Source organism: Mycobacterium sp., assembly GCF_035506235.1.
Classification (GTDB): Bacteria; Actinomycetota; Actinomycetes; order Mycobacteriales; family Mycobacteriaceae; genus Mycobacterium.
In genome coordinates this window covers 19,972-37,883 of the sequence record NZ_DATJPU010000099.1, presented here as the reverse complement: position 1 = coordinate 37,883, position 17,912 = coordinate 19,972, and the positions used below count along the sequence as shown (strand labels likewise).

General features: G+C 70.3%; 16 protein-coding genes. 12 read left to right on the top strand and 4 right to left on the bottom strand.

Features of this window, described 5'->3' with window-relative positions; genetic code table 11:
* Nucleotides 1-70: 70 nt before the first annotated feature.
* From eccCb to VMD50_RS09120, 9 genes are all read left to right on the top strand, one after another.
* Complete coding sequence (eccCb, locus tag VMD50_RS09160) at nt 71-3,709, top strand: type VII secretion protein EccCb (protein WP_325427003.1); 3,639 nt, start codon at nt 71-73, stop codon at nt 3,707-3,709.
* Complete coding sequence (locus tag VMD50_RS09155; protein WP_325427001.1) at nt 3,706-4,956, top strand: type VII secretion-associated protein; 1,251 nt, start codon at nt 3,706-3,708, stop codon at nt 4,954-4,956. Before eccCb ends, VMD50_RS09155 begins: the two co-directional genes overlap by 4 nt.
* Nucleotides 4,957-5,006: 50 nt before the next feature.
* Nucleotides 5,007-5,318 (top strand): WXG100 family type VII secretion target, encoded by a 312-nt coding sequence (locus VMD50_RS09150; protein WP_325426999.1) that lies wholly within the window; start codon nt 5,007-5,009, stop codon nt 5,316-5,318.
* A gap of 14 nt (nt 5,319-5,332) precedes the next feature.
* Nucleotides 5,333-5,629, top strand: a complete 297-nt coding sequence (locus VMD50_RS09145) for a WXG100 family type VII secretion target (protein WP_325426997.1) — start codon at nt 5,333-5,335, stop codon at nt 5,627-5,629.
* A 217-nt stretch (nt 5,630-5,846) separates the two neighbouring features.
* Nucleotides 5,847-6,290 carry a 50S ribosomal protein L13 gene (rplM, locus tag VMD50_RS09140; protein ID WP_325426995.1) on the top strand — a complete coding sequence of 148 codons (444 nt, stop codon included), beginning with the start codon at nt 5,847-5,849 and terminating at the stop codon, nt 6,288-6,290.
* Nucleotides 6,287-6,775 (top strand): 30S ribosomal protein S9, encoded by a 489-nt coding sequence (gene rpsI / locus VMD50_RS09135; protein ID WP_325426993.1) that lies wholly within the window; start codon nt 6,287-6,289, stop codon nt 6,773-6,775. Before rplM ends, rpsI begins: the two co-directional genes overlap by 4 nt.
* Before the next feature lie 128 nt (nt 6,776-6,903).
* Nucleotides 6,904-8,241 (top strand): phosphoglucosamine mutase, encoded by a 1,338-nt coding sequence (gene glmM, locus VMD50_RS09130; RefSeq protein WP_325426991.1) that lies wholly within the window; start codon nt 6,904-6,906, stop codon nt 8,239-8,241.
* Between the two features lie 47 nt (nt 8,242-8,288).
* On the top strand, nt 8,289-8,576 hold the full coding sequence (locus VMD50_RS09125; RefSeq protein ID WP_325426989.1) for a hypothetical protein: 288 nt from the start codon (nt 8,289-8,291) through the stop codon (nt 8,574-8,576).
* 2 nt (nt 8,577-8,578) lie between these two features.
* Nucleotides 8,579-9,865, top strand: a complete 1,287-nt coding sequence (locus VMD50_RS09120; protein ID WP_325426987.1) for a hypothetical protein — start codon at nt 8,579-8,581, stop codon at nt 9,863-9,865.
* A 4-nt stretch (nt 9,866-9,869) separates the two neighbouring features.
* Here the strand turns inward: VMD50_RS09120 and VMD50_RS09115 are convergent, their stop codons facing one another.
* Genes VMD50_RS09115 through VMD50_RS09105 form a run of 3 tightly spaced genes read right to left on the bottom strand, consistent with a single transcriptional unit; the run spans nt 9,870 to nt 12,028 of the window.
* The gene (locus VMD50_RS09115; protein WP_325426985.1) at nt 9,870-10,913 is read right to left on the bottom strand and encodes an LLM class F420-dependent oxidoreductase; all 1,044 of its coding nucleotides are present in this window, start codon (nt 10,911-10,913) and stop codon (nt 9,870-9,872) included.
* A 46-nt stretch (nt 10,914-10,959) separates the two neighbouring features.
* The gene (locus VMD50_RS09110; protein ID WP_325426983.1) at nt 10,960-11,799 is read right to left on the bottom strand and encodes a dienelactone hydrolase family protein; all 840 of its coding nucleotides are present in this window, start codon (nt 11,797-11,799) and stop codon (nt 10,960-10,962) included.
* A 25-nt stretch (nt 11,800-11,824) separates the two neighbouring features.
* Entirely contained in the window at nt 11,825-12,028 is a 204-nt protein-coding gene (locus tag VMD50_RS09105) for an Rv1535 family protein (protein ID WP_325426981.1), read from the bottom strand.
* Nucleotides 12,029-12,632: 604 nt separating this feature from the next.
* On the opposite strand from VMD50_RS09105, the gene glmS reads away from it, so the two are divergent.
* Both glmS and VMD50_RS09095 read left to right on the top strand, forming a co-directional pair.
* The gene (gene glmS / locus VMD50_RS09100) at nt 12,633-14,510 is read left to right on the top strand and encodes a glutamine--fructose-6-phosphate transaminase (isomerizing) (RefSeq protein WP_325426979.1); all 1,878 of its coding nucleotides are present in this window, start codon (nt 12,633-12,635) and stop codon (nt 14,508-14,510) included.
* Between the two features lie 159 nt (nt 14,511-14,669).
* On the top strand, nt 14,670-15,377 hold the full coding sequence (locus tag VMD50_RS09095; protein WP_325426977.1) for a rhomboid-like protein: 708 nt from the start codon (nt 14,670-14,672) through the stop codon (nt 15,375-15,377).
* Nucleotides 15,378-15,479: 102 nt separating this feature from the next.
* Here VMD50_RS09095 and VMD50_RS09090 read toward each other — a convergent pair whose 3' ends face one another.
* Nucleotides 15,480-16,406 (bottom strand): class I SAM-dependent methyltransferase, encoded by a 927-nt coding sequence (locus VMD50_RS09090; protein ID WP_325426976.1) that lies wholly within the window; start codon nt 16,404-16,406, stop codon nt 15,480-15,482.
* Between the two features lie 70 nt (nt 16,407-16,476).
* Between VMD50_RS09090 and VMD50_RS09085 the strand changes: the two genes are divergently transcribed.
* Nucleotides 16,477-17,907: an NAD(P)H-hydrate dehydratase gene (locus VMD50_RS09085; RefSeq protein WP_325426974.1), complete on the top strand. Its 1,431-nt coding sequence runs from the start codon at nt 16,477-16,479 to the stop codon at nt 17,905-17,907.
* Nucleotides 17,908-17,912: the final 5 nt, after the last annotated feature.

The following is a 17,912-nucleotide window of genomic DNA, read 5'->3' as shown; positions in this document are numbered from 1 at the left end:
GCTTATCCACAGCTGACTTGCCACCGATTTCGGCGCTGCTTACCGTCGCCCAACGGTGAGAGGGACCGAGATGACTCAGTGTTTCGTGCCCGTGGCGCGGCGCCTGCCACCGGCGGTCGCGACGGCGGACATCGCTGTCGAGGCGCCGCCCAGCCCTCCGCCGCCCCGATCACCCAGGTGGCTACCGGTTGTCGTGTCCATCGCGGGTCTCGGGGTGATGGCGGCCGCCTCCTTCTCGGGGTCGACCGTCGCCCGCAGTCCGACTCTCCTGGCCTTCCCGGCGGTGACGCTGATATCGGTGGCGGTGGCCGCCGCGCGTGGCCAACGGCAGGGGCGTGGCATCGACGCCGACCGCCTCGAGTACCTCGGATACCTCAGCCGGCTTCGGGCGACTGTCACCGAAACAGCGAGCGCACAGCGCTTTTCGCTGATGTGGAGCCATCCCGACCCCGATACGCTGTGGACGTTGATCGGCGGTCCGCGAATGTGGGAGCGGAGAGCGTCCGATCCCGATTTCTGCGTCGCCCGCGTCGGGCTCGGGACACGGCCGCTTTCCACCCGCCTGGTCGCCCCGGAGAGTCCAGCCGGTGAACCCTCGGATCCCGTCACCGCGGAGGCGCTCCGTCGCTTCCTCCAAGCGCATTCGGTCGTCGCGGACGCGCCCGTCACGGTCGGCATGTTCGGGGTTGGGACGGTGACGATCGAGGGGGATTTGGCCGCGGTACGCGGACTGTTGCGCGCGGTGATCTGCCAGCTGGCCGTGCTGCACCCTCCGGATCAGTTGCTGATCGCCGGCGCGATCAGTGATCCGAATCGAGAACGCTGGGAGTGGCTGAAGTGGCTGCCGCACAATCAACATCCGACCGCCACCGCTGCCATGGGATCCGCCCGCATGGTGTATCGGAGCCTGGCGGAGGCACAGTGTGCGCTCGGCGATGCGGTACCCCACGCGATCGTGGTCGTAGACCTGGGCGAGCGCGCGACCGTCGGCGCTATCACGGCAGCAACCCTCCTCGAGGTGGGTGCCCGCCCCGACGGCACAGCGGTGATGATCCGACGGGGTGACGAACCTCAACCGTTGCCGTGTCCCGACCGGATGGAATTGGTCGACGCGCTGACATGTGCCCGCCGGCTCGCCGCATACCGGGTCGGCCCGGCGGGCGCGGCGAACGGCGCCTGGCCGGATCTGGTGGGGCTGGGCGACCTCGCCGATTTCGACCCGATTACGTTGTCGCGCGGCAGAAACCACCGCGATCGGCTCCGAGTTCCCCTGGGAACGACGCTCGACGGCGCACCCCTCGAACTGGACATCAAAGAAGCGGCGGAAAACGGTATGGGCCCGCACGGGCTTTGCGTGGGCGCCACCGGGTCGGGCAAGTCTGAGCTGCTACGCACCATCGCGCTGGGGATGGTGACCCGGAACTCACCGGAAGCGCTCAATCTGCTGCTTATCGACTTCAAAGGGGGCGCAACGTTTCTCGATTTGGCGCGGGCGCCGCACGTCGCGGCCGTCGTCACCAACCTCGCCGACGAGGCGCCCCTGGTGGCGCGCATGCGCGATGCGCTGGGCGGTGAGATGGACCGCAGGCAACGGGTGCTGCGAACGGCACGCTGTGCCAGCGTCGGGGCCTACGAAGGCGCGCGCGTTGCCGGCGGCCGGTTGGACGCCCTGCCGACGTTGATGATCATCATCGACGAGTTCTCCGAAATGCTCAGCCAGCACCCCGAGTTCGCCGACGTGTTCGTCGCGATCGGCCGCCTCGGCCGGTCGCTGGGCATGCATCTGTTGCTGGCCAGTCAGCGGCTCGACGAGGGCCGCCTGCGCGGCCTGGAAGCCCACCTCTCCTATCGGATCTGCCTGAAGACCATGACTGCCGCCGAATCGAGAGCGGTGATGGGAACGCCTGACGCATACCAATTGCCGAACACCCCCGGCGTGGGCCTGCTGCGCGCGGGCAGCGGCGAGCCGATCCGCTTTCAGGCCGCGTTCGTCTCGGGAGCGCTGCCGGCGGACAGGCCCGCGGATGCGCCGACGGCGACGGCGCGGGTGTTCAGCACGCGGGCGGCCGGCCCGGTCACCCGCGCGTCCGGGAGGGACGGGCCGGCCAGTCGGACCGTGCTGGAATCCGTCCTCGATCGGCTGACCGGACTGGGACCGCCCGCGCACCAGGTCTGGCTGCCCCCGCTCGGGGCGCCACCGGCGCTCGACGCCCTGCTCCGCGACGCCGCACCGGCGCCGGGCGGCCTCACCGTGCCGATCGGCGTCGTCGACCGGCCCTTCGACCAACGCCGCACGCCGCTGATGGTCGAATTGTCCGGAGCGGCGGGCAATGTGGCGATCGTCGGCGCGCCCCAAACGGGCAAGTCGACGGCACTGCGCACGCTCGTCACGGCGTTTGCGGCCACCTACGGTCCGGGGCGGGTGCAGTTCTACTGCCTGGATTTCGGCGGCGGAGCGCTGGGCTCGGTGGGCGCTCTGCCGCACGTGGGCGCCGTCGCCGGCCGGGCCCAACCGGAGCTGGTCCGGCGCGTGGTCGCCGAGATGGAATCCGTTGCCCGGCAACGCGAGGACCGTGGAGCTCGTGCGGCGGGGGACAGCGATCCTTTCGGCGACGTCTTCCTCGTCGTCGACGGCTGGGCGAGCCTGCGTCAGGAGTTCGAGGAACTCGAGGCGCCGATCAGCTCCCTTGCAGCCCAAGGACTTTCGTTCGGCGTCCACGTGGTGTTGTCGGCGTCGCGCTGGGCCGAGATCAGGCCGTCGCTGAGGGATCAGATCGGCACCCGCATCGAGCTGCGGCTGGGCGACCCCGCCGAGTCCGACATTGACCGCAAACGGGCGCAGCAAGTACCCCCCGACAGGCCGGGCCGCGGACTGTCCCGCGAGGGCCTGCACATGGTCATCGCGCTGCCCACCGACCGGTTCTGTCAGGGTGGATCGGCCGCGCCGCCGATACCGCTGCTTCCCCGGCACGTCGCCCACGACGCCGCCGTGCAGGCAGCGGGTGCGGAATTCGGTGCGCGGATCCTGCTCGGTCTGGAAGAGCGCGGATTGGCGCCGGTCCCCGTCGATTTCGGAAACCACTCGCACCTCGTGATCCTCGGGGAAAACGAGTGCGGAAAGACCACCACGCTGCGGACCCTGTGCCGCGAAATCGTTCGGACCAAGACCGCCGCGGAAGCCCGACTGCTCATCGTCGATTTCCGCCGCTCCCTGCTGGGCGTCGTCGAATCCGAACACCTCGGCGGCTACGCCGCGTCCCCGGCCGGGCTGGGCGCGCTGGTGCCGGACCTGCTCGACGTTCTGCGGCGGCGGACGGCGCCGCCGGACGCCGGCCAGGCACAGCTGCGAGCCGGGTCCTGCTGGTCCGGGCCCGACCTCTATGTCCTGGTCGATGACTACGACCTGGTGGCCACGCCGGCGGGCAACGCGCTCGCCGATGTCGCCGAATTTCTGCCCTACGCAAAGGATCTGGGGTTGCATCTGGTGGTGGCGCGGCGCAGCGGTGGCGCCGAGCGCGCCCAGTTCGAGCCGCTGTTGGCGGCCCTGCGTGACCTCGGCTGCATGACGCTGATGATGAGCGGGTGCCCGGACGAAAGGGTGTCGTGGGGGTCCGGGCGTCCGCAGCGGCTGCCGACGGGCCGTGGCGTTCTGAGGACTCGCGCCGGTGACGAACGGCTTGTCCAAGTGGCCTGGAGCCCGCCGCCGTGACACGCCATCGGGCAGTCCTCGAGGCCGGCCCCGGCACGATCCGCCGATTATGTTGTGGGACAGGTGAGGTCGCAGACCGCGACACCTCCGAGATCGTGCGGGAGGCGCTGGGCGCGATAGACGATCGGGTCGCGTTGGTCGGTGGGCGCCCGGTCGCCGTCGATTCGCTGTGGCGCGCGGCGCTGCGGTCGGTGATATGTGCGGACCGCGACGGCGTGGTCGTCGTGCACCCGTCCTGGTGGCCGTCGACCCGTGTCGACGTGGTGACCCGGGCCGCCAAGGCGCTGGCCGCTGACGCGCTGGCACGTCCCCGGTCGTGGCTGCTCACGCGTGCGTCCGATGCCCGCAGCGGGGAGACGGTGGTGGTGGAGATCGCCGAGCGGCTGGTGGCGATCACCGGCGCGGAGGTCGCCGCGATACCGCGCGGTGCACAACCGCATCCGGTTGCCGAGGAGGTCGCGGCGGTCATCGCCGGCATGACCAGACATCCATCGGCGGTCGTCATGATCGACGCGCCCGGCACGGTGGCCGGGTCGCCGCCCCTCGCGGTATTGATCGCCGGGGCGGTGCGGGGTAGCGGGTGCGCGGCGGTGGAGATCGGTGACGCCCGGCTGGCACGGCTTGCGCGGCTGGCGCCGGACGAGGGGTGCGCGGTACCCGGGGTCAGCGCCGGAACCGGGGGTGTCCGACCCCGCGCACGCACGATCGGCGGGCTTGCGGCGGCCGTCGTCGCGCTGACGGTGTTGCCGCTGGCGATCTCGGGCGGGGCGCCCGGCGGCCCCGAGGGCGCGTCGCCGCCGGGCACAGTGCAGACGTTGCCCACGACATTTCTGGTCGAAGGCCGCATCGCGCTGACGGTGCCCGCGAACTGGCCGGCGCAGCGGGTGGTCACCGGGCCCGGGTCGGCACGGGTACAGGTCACGTCGCCGACGGATCCCGAGGTCGCGTTGCACGTCACGCAGTCGCCGGTGCCCGGCGAGACGCTGAGCGGCACCGCCGAGCGGTTGAAACGCGCGATCGACGCGGAGGCCACCGGGGTGTTCGTCGATTTCAACCCCTCCGGAAGCAGCGCCGGCCGGCCCGCGGTGACGTACCGCGAAGTGCGCGCCACACACCAGGTGCGCTGGACCGTGCTACTGGACGGGCCGGTCCGGATCAGCGTCGGGTGCCAGAGCCGTCCCGGCGATGAGCAGGCCGTCCGGGACGCGTGCGAGCAGGCGGTGCGGTCCGCCCACGCGATCGGATGAGTCGGCAAATCGGGCGGAACCGAATGCGGCCCTATGCGGTCCAATCTGATATGGCGAACACACTGAGCACAGACTTTGGCCTCATGCGCTCGGTCGCGGCCACGACGGACGCGCGCAACGACGAGATCCGGGCGATGCTGCAGGCCTTCATCGGCCGCATGAGCACAGTGCCGCGCTCGGTGTGGGGTGGGCTCGCGGCCGCGCGGTTCAAAGATGTGGTGGATCGCTGGAATGCCGAATCGACGCGGCTGTACCACGTCCTGCACGAGATCGCCGAGACCATCCGGCGCAACGAGGCAGCGCTGCTGGAGGCCGGCGAGAACCACGCCGATCACGTCGCGGCCGCTTGCGGAAACCTGTGAGGAAGGGATCCCCCGTGGACCAGGTTCTGTCCTACAACTTCGGCGAAATCGAATACTCGATCCGCCAGGAGATCCACGCGACGGCGGCCCGCTTCAACGCGGCGCTGGACGAGTTGAACTCGCAGATCGCCCCGCTGCGGGAGCTGTGGACCCGCGAGGCCGCCGCCGCGTACCAGGCCGAGCAGCTGAAATGGCACCAGGCGGCCACGGCGCTGAACGAGATACTGGTCGACCTGGGAAACGCGGTGCGCGACGGCGCGGAAGAGATGGCAGACGCGGACCGCCGGGCGGCCGGCGTCTGGGCACGGTAATTGCTTCTGGCCCCTGTGTGGTCCCGGCGGGGGAGAGCCGCTGGGACCACACAGTCATTTTGACCTGCGGGGACGACGATCGGTAAGCTGCTCCGTTGGCGTGCGGTACGCCGGGGCCTCGGGTCAATGTCGGTCGCCGAGATCAAACCCCACCGTGAACGCCTGACCGGCACCCGGCTCGACCCGGGATCCACCTCGAGAAGAAAAGGTAAGCGCTGTGCCCACCTATGCGCCCAAGGCGGGTGACACCACGCGGTCGTGGTACGTCATCGACGCCACGGACGTGGTGCTTGGCCGCCTTGCCGTCGCGGCAGCCAACCTGCTGCGCGGCAAGCACAAGCCGACGTTCGCCCCCAATGTCGATGGCGGTGACTTCGTCATCGTCATCAACGCCGATAAGGTCGCCCTGTCCGGCGACAAACTGCAGCAGAAGATCGCTTACCGCCACTCGGGGTATCCCGGCGGGCTGCACAAGCGCACGACCGCCGAGCTGATGGAAAAGCACCCGACCCGGGTCGTGGAGAAGGCGATCGTCGGCATGCTGCCCAAGAACAAGCTCAGCCGCCAGATTCAGCGCAAGCTTCGCGTCTACGCCGGCCCGGAGCATCCCCACGCCGCTCAGCAGCCGGTTCCGTACGAGATCAAGCAGGTGGCCCAGTGACCGAAACAACCGAGGCCCTGGAGACCCCGGCGACCCCGGAGACCCCGGAGGCGCCGGCGGAGGCTCCGGCCGCCCGGCCCGCCGACGCGTTCGTGTTCGAACGGCCCATCCAGACCGTCGGCCGCCGCAAGGAGGCCGTCGTGCGGGTGCGCATCGTGCCCGGCACCGGCAAGTTCGACCTCAACGGCCGCAGCCTGGAGGACTACTTCCCCAACAAGGTGCACCAGCAGCTGATCAAGGCCCCGCTGGTCACTGTCGACCGGGTGGAAAGCTTCGACGTCTTCGCCCTCCTGCACGGCGGCGGGCCGTCGGGTCAGGCCGGTGCGCTGCGCCTGGGCATCGCCCGGGCGCTGATCATGGCCTCGCCGGAGGACCGGCCGGCCCTGAAGAAGGCCGGCTTCCTCACGCGTGACCCGCGTGCCACCGAGCGCAAGAAGTACGGGCTGAAGAAGGCGCGCAAGGCGCCGCAGTACAGCAAGCGCTGATCGACCATCACTTTCTGGCCGCAACTTCGCAACGTTGCGGCGTGTCTGCGTACCGACGGACAAGGTTTCGGTCAGAAAAGAACGGGCACGTTAGGTGAACGACCGCCAACTGTGAGAGGTTTTTCGGCATGGGTCGACTATTCGGCACCGACGGTGTTCGCGGGGTCGCCAATCGCGAGTTGACCGCCGAGCTGGCGCTGGCCCTGGGCGCCGCGGCGGCCCGGCGGCTGGCGCGTTCCGGTGGACCGGGCCGGCGGGTCGCCGTGATCGGGCGCGACCCCCGGGCCAGCGGCGAAATGCTGGAGGCCGCGGTGATCGCCGGGCTGACCAGCCAGGGCGTCGACGCGCTGCGGGTCGGGGTGCTTCCCACCCCCGCCGTGGCGTACCTGACCGGCGCCTACGACGCCGACTTCGGGGTGATGATCTCCGCGTCGCACAACCCGATGCCCGACAACGGCATCAAGATCTTCGGTCCCGGCGGCCACAAGCTGGACGACGACACCGAGGATCAGATCGAGGAGCTCGTCGCGGGCGGGCCGGGCTTGCGTCCGTTCGGCGCCGGGATCGGCCGCCGCATCGACGCCGAGGACGCCGCCGACCGCTACCTGCGCCACCTCAGCAAGGCCAGCACGCTGCGGCTGGACGGGCTGACCGTGGTGGTCGACTGCGCGCACGGCGCCGCATCGTCGGTGGCCCCGCGCGCCTACCGCGCGGCCGGCGCCCGGGTGATCGCGATCAACGCCGACCCCAACGGCCTCAACATCAACGACGGCTGCGGCTCGACGCACCTGGACTCGCTGAAGGCGGCCGTCATCGAGCACTGCGCCGATCTCGGCCTGGCGCACGACGGCGACGCCGACCGCTGCCTGGCTGTCGACGCCAACGGGAACCTCGTCGACGGCGACCACATCATGGTGGTGCTCGCGCTCGCGATGCGCGAGGCCGGCGAACTGGCCTCCGACACGCTGGTGACCACCGTGATGAGCAACCTCGGGCTGCACCTGGCGATGCGCGCGGCCGGCATCGCGGTGCGCACCACCGGCGTCGGCGACCGCTACGTCCTGGAGGAGTTGCGCGCCGGCGACTACAGCCTCGGCGGCGAGCAGTCCGGCCACATCGTCATGCCCGCGGTGGGCTCCACCGGCGATGGCATCGTCACCGGGCTGCGGCTGATGACCCGCATGGTGCAGACCGGCTCGTCGCTGGCCGACCTCGCCTCGGCGATGCGGGCGCTGCCGCAGGTGCTGATCAACGTCAAGGTCGCCGACAAGGCCACCGCCGCCGCGGCGCCGTCGGTGCAGGCCGCCGTCGAGAAGGCCGAGGCCGAACTGGGTGACAGCGGACGAATCCTGTTGCGCCCCTCGGGAACCGAGCCGATGATCCGCGTCATGGTGGAGGCGCCCGAAGAGGGCATGGCGCAGCGGGTGGCCGCCGCGGTCGCCGAAGCGGTGAGCGCCGCGCGCTGATCGGTTAGCGCGGGAACCCCGGCGCGGGGTCGGGCGTCGGATTAGGCATGGAATTCGATAGCTCGGGCGTCTACAGAGTCGCTGACCAGCTAAGTGCGGCCGCCGAACTCCTCGATCGCGCCGTGGGAGATCACCTGGCGCGCTTGGCTTTCGGCGGGGCCAGCGCCGGCCGTGCGCACACCGCCCGCGGCGACGCCCTGCGCGTCCAGCTGGAGCGACTGACGGCCGAGGTGACGCGGTGGTCGCGGGCGACAATCGAAGCCGCCGCCGCGCTGCGCTCCGGCGCCGGCCGCTACGGCGACGCCGAACTGTACGCCGCGGCGCGGATCGCCTGATCATGGCCGCGCGGTTGGACGTCGCCGAGCGCCTCGCCGAGGGCCGGCCCGCCGTCGAGCACACCGAGTCCTATGTGCGGGCCTGCCATGCGCTCGGCTACCAGTACCCCGAAATGACCTCGAACCCCTCCCGGATTCGCGATTGGTACGACAGCGAAGGCGGCCTCGACCTCCGCGCGCTCGATCGCGACTGTGGGGAACTGCGGGCGGCGGGCGTGGCGGTCATGGAGGCGCTGCGGATCCAGCGTGCGCAGATTTCCGAGCTGGCCGCGGCGTGGGCCGGCCCGGGCGGGGACTCCGCGGTTCGGTTTCTGGAGCGCCATTGCGACGCCGCGAGCGCCGTGGCCCTGGAGGTCCGCGCGGCGGCCCAGCGGTGTGAGTCCCTGCGGGACAACCTGTGGTACCTGGTCGACTCGAAGGTCGCGACGGCCATCGCCATCGACGATCGCACGCGGGCGCAGCAGGCGGCGTGGTTGGCCGCTGCCGCCGCGATCACGACCGGGGCGGGGGACCGGGCGAGCGCCGAGGAGGTGGTCCGCGCGCAGATACAGCCGTACGTGGACAACGAGATTCGCGACGACTGGCTGGCGACGATGCGTTCGACGGTGGAAGGGGTCGACACGTCCTACGACATGGTCATCGACCGGATGGCCGCCGCGCCGGCAGCGCACTTCGAGGTCCCTGCCGATCTCGGCCCCGGCTACCAACCACGCGCGGCAAGCGCGCCGGCTCCGGCGGCAGTGGTCGCGCCCGCCGCGTCCCCCGGCCCAACCGTGAATCCTGCGCCCGCGCCGACGTTGGCGGCCGCTGCGCCGGTCCCCGGCCCCGCGATCCCGGCTCCGCCTCTGCCCGACCTGGGGACCGCTTCGGGCATGCCGACGGCCGACGTGGGCGGCGGCCTGGGTGGGCTGGGCGGCCTGGCCAGCCGGATCGTCGAGGCGATGAGCTCGCTGCTGGGATCGGCCGACGACCGGCCGGGCATCGCGGATCCTTTCGGCGACGAGGATCCGTTCCAGGCCGGCGACCCTGAGGACGGCGAGGACAAGCCCGACAAGCCCGACGAGGTCAAAGAGGTCGACAAGGCCCCGGCCACCGAGACGGCCAAGCCCGCCGAGGCGCCGCCCGCCCCGGTCGATGCGGCGGCCGCCCCGGTGGCCGCGCCGCCTGCCTCAGTCGATGCGCCGGCCGCCCCGGTTGCCGCGCCCCCGACCCCGCCGGCGCCACCGGTCGACGAGAAGAAAACGCCGTGCGAGATCGCTGCGGACCAGCTTCCACAGGCGGGGCGATGACGGGTCAGGCGGGCCGCAGCGCGAGCACGTCCTCGACGAAGCGCACGCCTTCGCCCGGGTCGGCGGCCAGCGGGCTCACCAACAGCGTCGTCACGCCGGCCTCGGCGAAGGCGGCCAGGCGCTCGGCGACGTATCCGCGGGGGCCGACGAGCGACATCCCGCGCACCAGTTCGTCGGGCACCAGGGCGATGGCCTCGCCCTTGCGGCCAGACAGGTACAGCTCCTGGATGCGGTCGGCGACCTCGCCGAACCCGTAGCGGGTGGCCAGGTTGTGATAGAAGTTGCGGCCCTTGGCCCCCATCCCGCCGATGTAGAGGGCGAGCTGCGGCTTGACCCAGGCCAGTCGCTGTTCGACGTCCTCGCCGATGGCCAGCGACGCGTGCACCATGACGTCGAGCGGCCCCAGCGCCGGATCCCGTTTGGCGGCCCCGGCGGCCAGCGCCTCGCCCCACACCAGATGGGCCTTCTCCGGAAGGTAGAAGACGGGCTGCCAGCCCTCGGCGATCTCGGCGGTGAGCTCGACGTTCTTCGGGCCCAGCGCCGCAATGGTGATCGGAATGCGTTCGCGCACAGGATGATTGATGAGCTGAAGGGGCTTGCCCAGGCCCGTCCCGCGGTCGGCGGGCAACGGGATCTGGTAGTGCTTGCCGGCGTACTGCACGCGCTCGCGTCGCCACACCTGCCGGCAGATCTCCACGATCTCGCGGGTGCGGCCCAGCGGGGCGTCGAACTCGACGCCGTGGAACCCCTCTATCACCTGGGGCCCGGACGTGCCGATGCCGAGGCGGAATCGCCCGTCGGACACGAAATCCAGGCCCGCCGCGGTCATCGCCAGCAGCGACGGCGTGCGGATGTAGATGGGAAACACCCCCGACGCCAGCTCGACTCTGCTGGTCTTGGCGGCCAAATACCCCAGTTGGCTGACCGCGTCGAAGGAATAGGCCTCGGCCACCACCGCGATGTCGATGCCGGCCTTTTCCAGTTCGACGATGCGGTCGACGCCTTCGTGAAACCCGCCCGAATAATCCAGAGCGATCCCGATTCGCACCACCGAGAGATACCACGACGGGTGCGGGGCGCCACGGCGGGGCGCGTTACTTCAGCAGCGCGACGACCTTCTCTTCGAGGGCGATCGGCTCGGCCTCGGGATCCACCGGGTCCGTGCGCGGCAGCTTCGCGTCGGGGTCGGCGAAGTCGCGGTACGTCTTGTCCCCGCCCAGCGCGTAGAGCAGGTAGCCGGTCAGCAGCGCGCGGACCGAGCGCTGCGTGCGCCGGTCCGGGCCGGCCAGCCCGAACACCTTGGCCAGTCGGCGGCCCTCGACGAGCCCGCCGGATTCGGCCTTGTGCACGATGCGCAGCGTCGCCGTGTCCCACGCGGCGGCCAGAGCCAACGCGTTGGAGTTCAGCGATTTCGGATCTCCCGGCGCGGTCAGGATCAGGCCCGGAACCTTCAGCGTCGCGGCGGGCTGCTCGGGCGGAGGACTGGTGACCGACGGGAAGAGCGCCGCCGCCGCCGCGGGTTTGTCGGGCATGCCGGCCGCGGCGAACACAGCGGCCGAGCCGCCGAAACCGTGGCCCACGACGCCGAGCTTGGCGGGATGCACGCTGATGTCGCCGGGCCCGAGGCGCACACCGGCCACGATGTCGAGGGCGGTGCCGAGGTCGAAGGCGAAGTTGAGCACCGAGGGCGCCAGGCCCCGCTGGGTGTCGGGCGCCCCGGCGACGATGCCCCACGACGCCAGGTGCTCGAGCAGGCCCGAGTAGCGTGCGGCGCCGGCGAGCCAGTCGTGGCCGAACGCGACGCCCGGCAGGTTGAGCCCCGCCTCGGGCGTGTACACCACGCCCGGCAAACCGGCGAAGGCCAGGTCACCGCGCAAAACCCGGTGTGGACCACGGCGGCTGAGGGCTGCGACGAGCTTGCGGATGCGGGCCACCCGTCGACGTTAGCGCATAGCGTCGCTAGGCCGTGACCTCGATCAGACCCACCCGCCAGAGCACCGCGTACAGGTGGCGCAGCGGGATGCTCAGCAAACGAGAGGCCGCGTCCACCATCGGGTCGCCGCCGGCGACCGGCGGGCGGGGGTTCCGCTTCGGGGCGGGCGCTACGGCCGCCCGCGGCGCGGCCGGGGCGGTCACCGCGTCCTCGACCAGAACAGCGGTCATCATTCCCTCCTAAAGGTCCAGACGGGCGGTCGGAGCAGAAGTCGGCTATTCGAATGCGATCCGCTCCCGGATTCCCGAATCAGGTTTTAACATTTGCTAGACGGTTATTTTCGTGACGTTGACGAATAGTTGAACTATTGGAGATTGGCTGCTATCGGAAAGTTATGTCGGAAGACCGTTGGCTGGATTTGACAGCGCGTCCTGTTACGTTAACACCCTGTCGTCTAATGCAATTCGCCGGTAGGGCCGCTGAAAGACACTTCCGATCGTGATCAGGCGAGCGTCACCCCCGTTATTTCTTCCGCTGGCCGCGGGTTGTAGCCAGCTTCGACCCGACATTTCGCAGTGTAAGGCGGCCGGTTGCTGGCTACCGGAAGCCAACGGTAACGACACGAATACATCAGGTGAAATTAGCGCCGATCGTTTGTTAAGTCGGTGTGAATGCATCGCCACGGTCCTTCCCCCATGCCGGTTCGATGACCACAGCGTCCCGCCCGCACCTGGTGGGATTCGCAACGCATTCCTGGCGCGACGGGCGCGCGGTATCCGCTGGTCGGGCCCGTGCTGGCGTGTCCGCCGCGGCCGCTGCACTACCCTGTTCAGGATGTGCGGGATTGTCGGCTACGTCGGGCAGCGCCCGGCCTGCGAGGTCGTCATGGACGCGCTGCGCCGGATGGAGTACCGCGGGTACGATTCATCGGGGATCGCACTGGTCGACGGCCAGGGCAAACTCACCGTCCGGCGTCGCGCCGGCCGGCTGGCCCACCTGGAAGAGGCCATCAAAGAAACGGCCGAGACGACACCCGGGTCGCTCGCCGGCACCACCGGCCTGGGCCACACCCGCTGGGCCACCCACGGCCGTCCCACCGACCGCAACGCGCACCCGCACCGCGACGCCGCCGGCAAGATCGCCGTCGTCCACAACGGCATCATCGAGAACTTTCCGGCGCTGCGCCACGAGCTGGAGGCGGCCGGCGTGGAGTTCGCCAGCGACACCGACACCGAGGTGGCGGTGCACCTGGTGGCGCAGGCCTACCGAAATGGGGCGACTGCTGGTGATTTCGAGGCCTCGGTGCTGGCGGTGCTGCGCCGGCTCGAGGGCCACTTCACCCTGGTGTTCGCCAACGCCGACGAGCCGGGCACCATCGTGGCGGCCCGCCGTTCGACGCCGTTGGTGATCGGGGTCGGCGACGGCGAGATGTTCGTCGGCTCCGACGTGGCGGCGTTCATCGAGCACACCCGTGACGCCGTGGAACTCGGCCAGGACCAGGCCGTGGTGATCAACGCGGACGGCTACCGCATCACCGACTTCGACGGCAACCCGGATGACGCGAATGCCCGCGTCTTCCACATCGACTGGGATCTGGCCGCGGCCGAGAAGGGCGGCTACCCGTACTTCATGCTCAAGGAGATCGCCGAGCAGCCCACCGCGGTGGCCGATACCCTGCTCGGGCACTTCGTCAACGGCCGGATCGTCCTCGACGAGCAGCGCCTGTCCGATCAGGAACTCCGCGAGATCGACAAGGTGTTCGTGGTGGCCTGCGGCACCGCGTATCACTCCGGGCTCCTGGCGAAGTACGCGATCGAGCACTGGACGCGGCTGCCGGTGGAAGTGGAGCTGGCCAGTGAATTCCGCTACCGCGACCCGGTGCTGGACCGCAGCACGCTGGTCGTCGCGATCTCGCAGTCCGGCGAGACCGCCGACACGCTGGAAGCGGTCCGGCATGCCAAGGAACAGAAGGCCAAGGTGCTGGCGATCTGCAACACCAACGGCTCGCAGATCCCGCGCGAATGCGACGCGGTGCTCTACACGCGCGCCGGCCCGGAGATCGGCGTGGCCTCCACCAAGACCTTCCTGGCGCAGATCGCCGCCAACTATCTGGTCGGCCTGGCCCTGGCGCAGGCCCGCGGCACCAAGTACCCCGACGAGGTCGAGCGCGAGTACCGCGAGCTGGAGGCGATGCCCGACCTGGTGGCCCGGGTGCTGGCGACGATCGAGCCGGTGGCCGCGCTGGCGCACCGGTTCGCCCAATCCTCGACCGTGCTGTTCCTGGGCCGCCACGTCGGCTACCCGGTGGCGCTGGAGGGCGCGCTGAAGCTCAAGGAGCTGGCCTACATGCACGCCGAGGGCTTCGCCGCCGGCGAGCTCAAGCACGGCCCGATCGCGTTGATCGAGGACGGCCTGCCGGTCATCGTCGTGATGCCCTCGCCCAAGGGGTCGGCCACGTTGCACTCCAAGCTGCTGTCCAACATCCGCGAGATCCAGACCCGCGGCGCGGTGACCATCGTGATCGCCGAAGAGGGCGACGACACCGTGCGTCCCTACGCCGATCACCTCATCGAAATCCCCTCGGTGTCAACGCTTTTGCAGCCGCTGCTGTCCACCATCCCGCTGCAGGTGTTCGCCGCGTCGGTCGCGCAGGCCCGCGGTTACGACGTCGACAAGCCGCGAAACCTCGCCAAGTCCGTCACCGTCGAATAGCGGCAGCCGCTTCTTCCGTTGCCCCGCGGGCAGGGCGGTGCTGGTGATCTCGATGCTGCTCTACATCGCCTGCTGGTGGCGCCAGCTCAGGCCGATGCGTAGCCGGCAGTATCAGCCGAAGTTGTACGGCGCACCGCCGGGCGTGCAAAAGTTGAACTCGTGGCGAACGCATCGGTGGGGACGCGGCTGCGGCGGATCTGGCTCGCGGTGTGGCATTTCGTCATCGGCGCGCCGCTGACCTACGCCTGGCTGCTCGTGCTGACGATCACGACGATCATCCAGAACCAACTGCCCGGGCGACAGCTGCACTGGTTGCTACTGCACCGTTCCACCAACATTCACGCGCTGGGAACCGATCCGCTCGACGTGCTGTTTTCCAGCCTGCTGTGGCTCGACGGCAAAAACCTGGAACCGTACCTGCTGCTGTTCACCCTATTTCTCGCGCCCGCCGAACACTGGCTTGGCCAATTGCGTTGGCTCACCGTCGGATTGACCTCCCACATCCTGGCCACCTATATCAGCGAGGGCATCCTCTACTACGCGATCGAGGAACACGCGGCGCCGGAGAGGCTGGTGCACGCCCGCGACATCGGGGTCAGCTACTTCCTGGTGGGCGTGATGGCCGTGCTGACCTACCATATCGCGCGCCCGTGGCGCTGGGGCTACCTCGGCGTGTTGCTGGTCATCTTCGGCTTCCCGTTGCTGACGATGAGTCGCCACGGGGTGAACTTCACCGCGATCGGTCACTTCTCCGCGATCCTGATCGGGCTCTGCTTCTATCCGATGGCACGCGAACGCAAGCGCCCGCAGCTGGATCCGGCAAGCTTCCGAGCGGCTTTCCGGCGGGTCGGTTCGCGTGAGGGGTAGCGATGGTGCACCAGGTCCGCGCGCTCTCGTCAAGCGCGAGAACCACGCGGCGCTGGCCGCGGCGATGACCGAATGGCTGACCGGGGCGTTCGCCCGGCCCGGCTAGGTTCGCTTGGCGGTGACGTACTGCAGACCGGCCATGGTCTCGGTCCCGGGGTCAGCACTGCTCGGCAACGAAAGGCCATGCGCTGCAGCCAATTCCGGGATACCGACCGCGGCCGTTGCCCAGCCGTGGGTGCTCAGGTAGTCGACGACGTCGTTGCGGTCGCCGGCGTACCACAGGTCGGTCATCTCGATGTCGAAGCCGTGTTTCCGCCATTGATCGGTGACCTCGCGCATGCGATCCGCCATCGTCTGCACAGCATCGCCGGCCCCCCGCAGGTTCTCGGTGGCCAGCTGACTTCCCTGCGGGCTCAGCGCAGTGATGTTGTCCAGCAGGCGATCCTGGGCGTCCGGCGGCAAGAACGGCAGCAGGCCTTCGGCGCTCCACGCCGTCGGTTGGGTGGGATCCAGTCCGGCCGCGCGCAGGGCCGCGGGCCAGTCGTTGCGCAGGTCCACGGGCACCGCCCGCCGGTCGGCGGTTGGGGCGGCGCCCAGGTCGGCCAGGGTCGCGGTCTTGAACTCGATGACCTGAGCCTGGTCGATCTCGAAGACCGTGGTGCCGGCCGGCCACGGCAGCCGGTAGGCGCGGGCGTCGAGGCCCGAGGCCAGGATCACCGCCTGCCGAATCCCGTCATCCACTGCGGCCATGAAGAAGTCGTCGAAGAAACGGGTGCGCAAGCCCATCATGACGCCCATCCGCGCCATCCCGAAGTCGCCATTGTCGTCGACCTCGGCGGGATTCAATTCGCCGCTGGCCAGCCGGGTGAAGAAGTCCACCCCGACCGCGCGCACCAGCGGCTCGGCGAACGGGTCGTCGATCAGTGGGTTGGCGCCGCGGCCGGCCAGCGCGCGCCCCACCGCGACGCCGGTTGCGGTGGCGCCCACGCTGCTCGCCAGGTCCCAGGTGTCGTTGTCGGTCCGTGCCATCCGCCCCCCTTGTTGCCGTTTGATTCGAGCCGTGCGCGAGGGTACGCCTCGACGTGGAATGCTTGCGGTGATGCGGCATTACTACTCCGTGAACGCGATCCGCGACGCCGAAGCTCCGCTGCTGGCCAGCCTGCCCGACGGCGCTTTGATGCGCCGCGCGGCATTCGGGCTGGCCACCCAGATCATCGCCGAGTTGACCGCCCACACCGGCGGCGTCGCCGGGCGCCGGGTGTGCGCGGTCGTCGGCTCCGGCGACAACGGCGGTGACGCGCTCTGGGCGGCGACCTTCGTGCGCCGTCGCGGCGCGGCCGCCGACGCGGTGCTGCTCAACCCCGAGCACACCCACCGCAAGGGGCTCGCCGCGTTCCGGAGAGCTGGTGGGCACGTGTTGGAGAACACTGAGACTGTCTCGACGACAACCGATCTCGTCATCGACGGGGTGGTGGGGATCTCCGGTTCGGGTCCGCTGCGACCGGCGGCGGCGCAGTTGTTCGCCGCTGTGGACGACGCGGGCATCCCGGTGGTCGCCGTCGACATCCCCAGCGGCATCGACGTGGCGACCGGCGCGATCACCGGGCCCGCGGTGCACGCCGCGCTGACCGTCACCTTCGGCGGGCTCAAACCCGTACACGCGCTCGCCGACTGCGGGCGCGTCGAGCTGATCGACATCGGCCTCGACCTGCCCGACACCGACTTGCTCGGCTTCGAGGCGGCCGACGTCGCGGCGCGCTGGCCGGTGCCCGGACCGCACGACGACAAGTACACCCAGGGCGTGACCGGCGTGATGGCCGGCTCGTCGACCTATCCGGGCGCCGCCGTGCTGTGCACCGGCGCGGCGGTCGCGGCCCACTCCGGCATGGTCCGCTACGCCGGCAGCGCGCACAAGGAGGTCCTGGCCCGGTGGCCCGAGGTGATCGCGTCGCCCGGCCCGGCGGCGGCCGGGCGGGTGCAGGCCTGGGTCGTCGGGCCGGGATTGGGCACCGACGAGGCCGGGGCCGCGGCGCTGTGGTTCGCGCTGGACACCGACCTTCCGGTGATCGTGGACGCCGACGGGCTGACCATCCTGGCGGCGCACCCCGAGTTGGCGGTCAATCGCGCCGCGCCGACCGTGCTGACCCCGCACGCCGGTGAATTCGCCCGGCTGGCGGGTAACCCGCCGGGGGACGACCGCGTCGGCGCGTGCCGCAAGCTGGCCGACACGTTCGGCGCCACCGTGCTGCTGAAGGGGAACGTCACGGTCATCGCCGACCCCGGCGGGCCGGTGTACCTGAATCCCGCCGGGCAGTCCTGGGCGGCCACGGCGGGGTCCGGCGACGTGCTGTCCGGGATGATCGGCGCGCTGCTGGCGTCGGGGTTGCCGGCCGCCGAGGCGGCCGCGTCCGCGGCCTTCGTGCATGCGCGCGCGGCGGCGCTGTCGGCCGCCGACCCAGGCCCCGGCGAGGCGCCCACGTCGTCGTCGCACATTTTGACGCACATCAGAGCGGCCGTGGCCGCCCTGTAGCAGCA

Coding starts and splice junctions, on each gene's coding strand:
- eccCb (WP_325427003.1), top strand. CDS start 71: ATGACTCAGTGTTTCGTGCCCGTGGCGCGGCGCCTGCCACCGGCGGTC.
- VMD50_RS09105 (WP_325426981.1), bottom strand. CDS start 12,028: ATGACCGCTGTTCTGGTCGAGGACGCGGTGACCGCCCCGGCCGCGCCG.
- VMD50_RS09085 (WP_325426974.1), top strand. CDS start 16,477: ATGCGGCATTACTACTCCGTGAACGCGATCCGCGACGCCGAAGCTCCG.
- VMD50_RS09150 (WP_325426999.1), top strand. CDS start 5,007: ATGGCGAACACACTGAGCACAGACTTTGGCCTCATGCGCTCGGTCGCG.
- glmS (WP_325426979.1), top strand. CDS start 12,633: ATGTGCGGGATTGTCGGCTACGTCGGGCAGCGCCCGGCCTGCGAGGTC.
- VMD50_RS09090 (WP_325426976.1), bottom strand. CDS start 16,406: ATGGCACGGACCGACAACGACACCTGGGACCTGGCGAGCAGCGTGGGC.
- VMD50_RS09125 (WP_325426989.1), top strand. CDS start 8,289: ATGGAATTCGATAGCTCGGGCGTCTACAGAGTCGCTGACCAGCTAAGT.
- glmM (WP_325426991.1), top strand. CDS start 6,904: ATGGGTCGACTATTCGGCACCGACGGTGTTCGCGGGGTCGCCAATCGC.
- VMD50_RS09120 (WP_325426987.1), top strand. CDS start 8,579: ATGGCCGCGCGGTTGGACGTCGCCGAGCGCCTCGCCGAGGGCCGGCCC.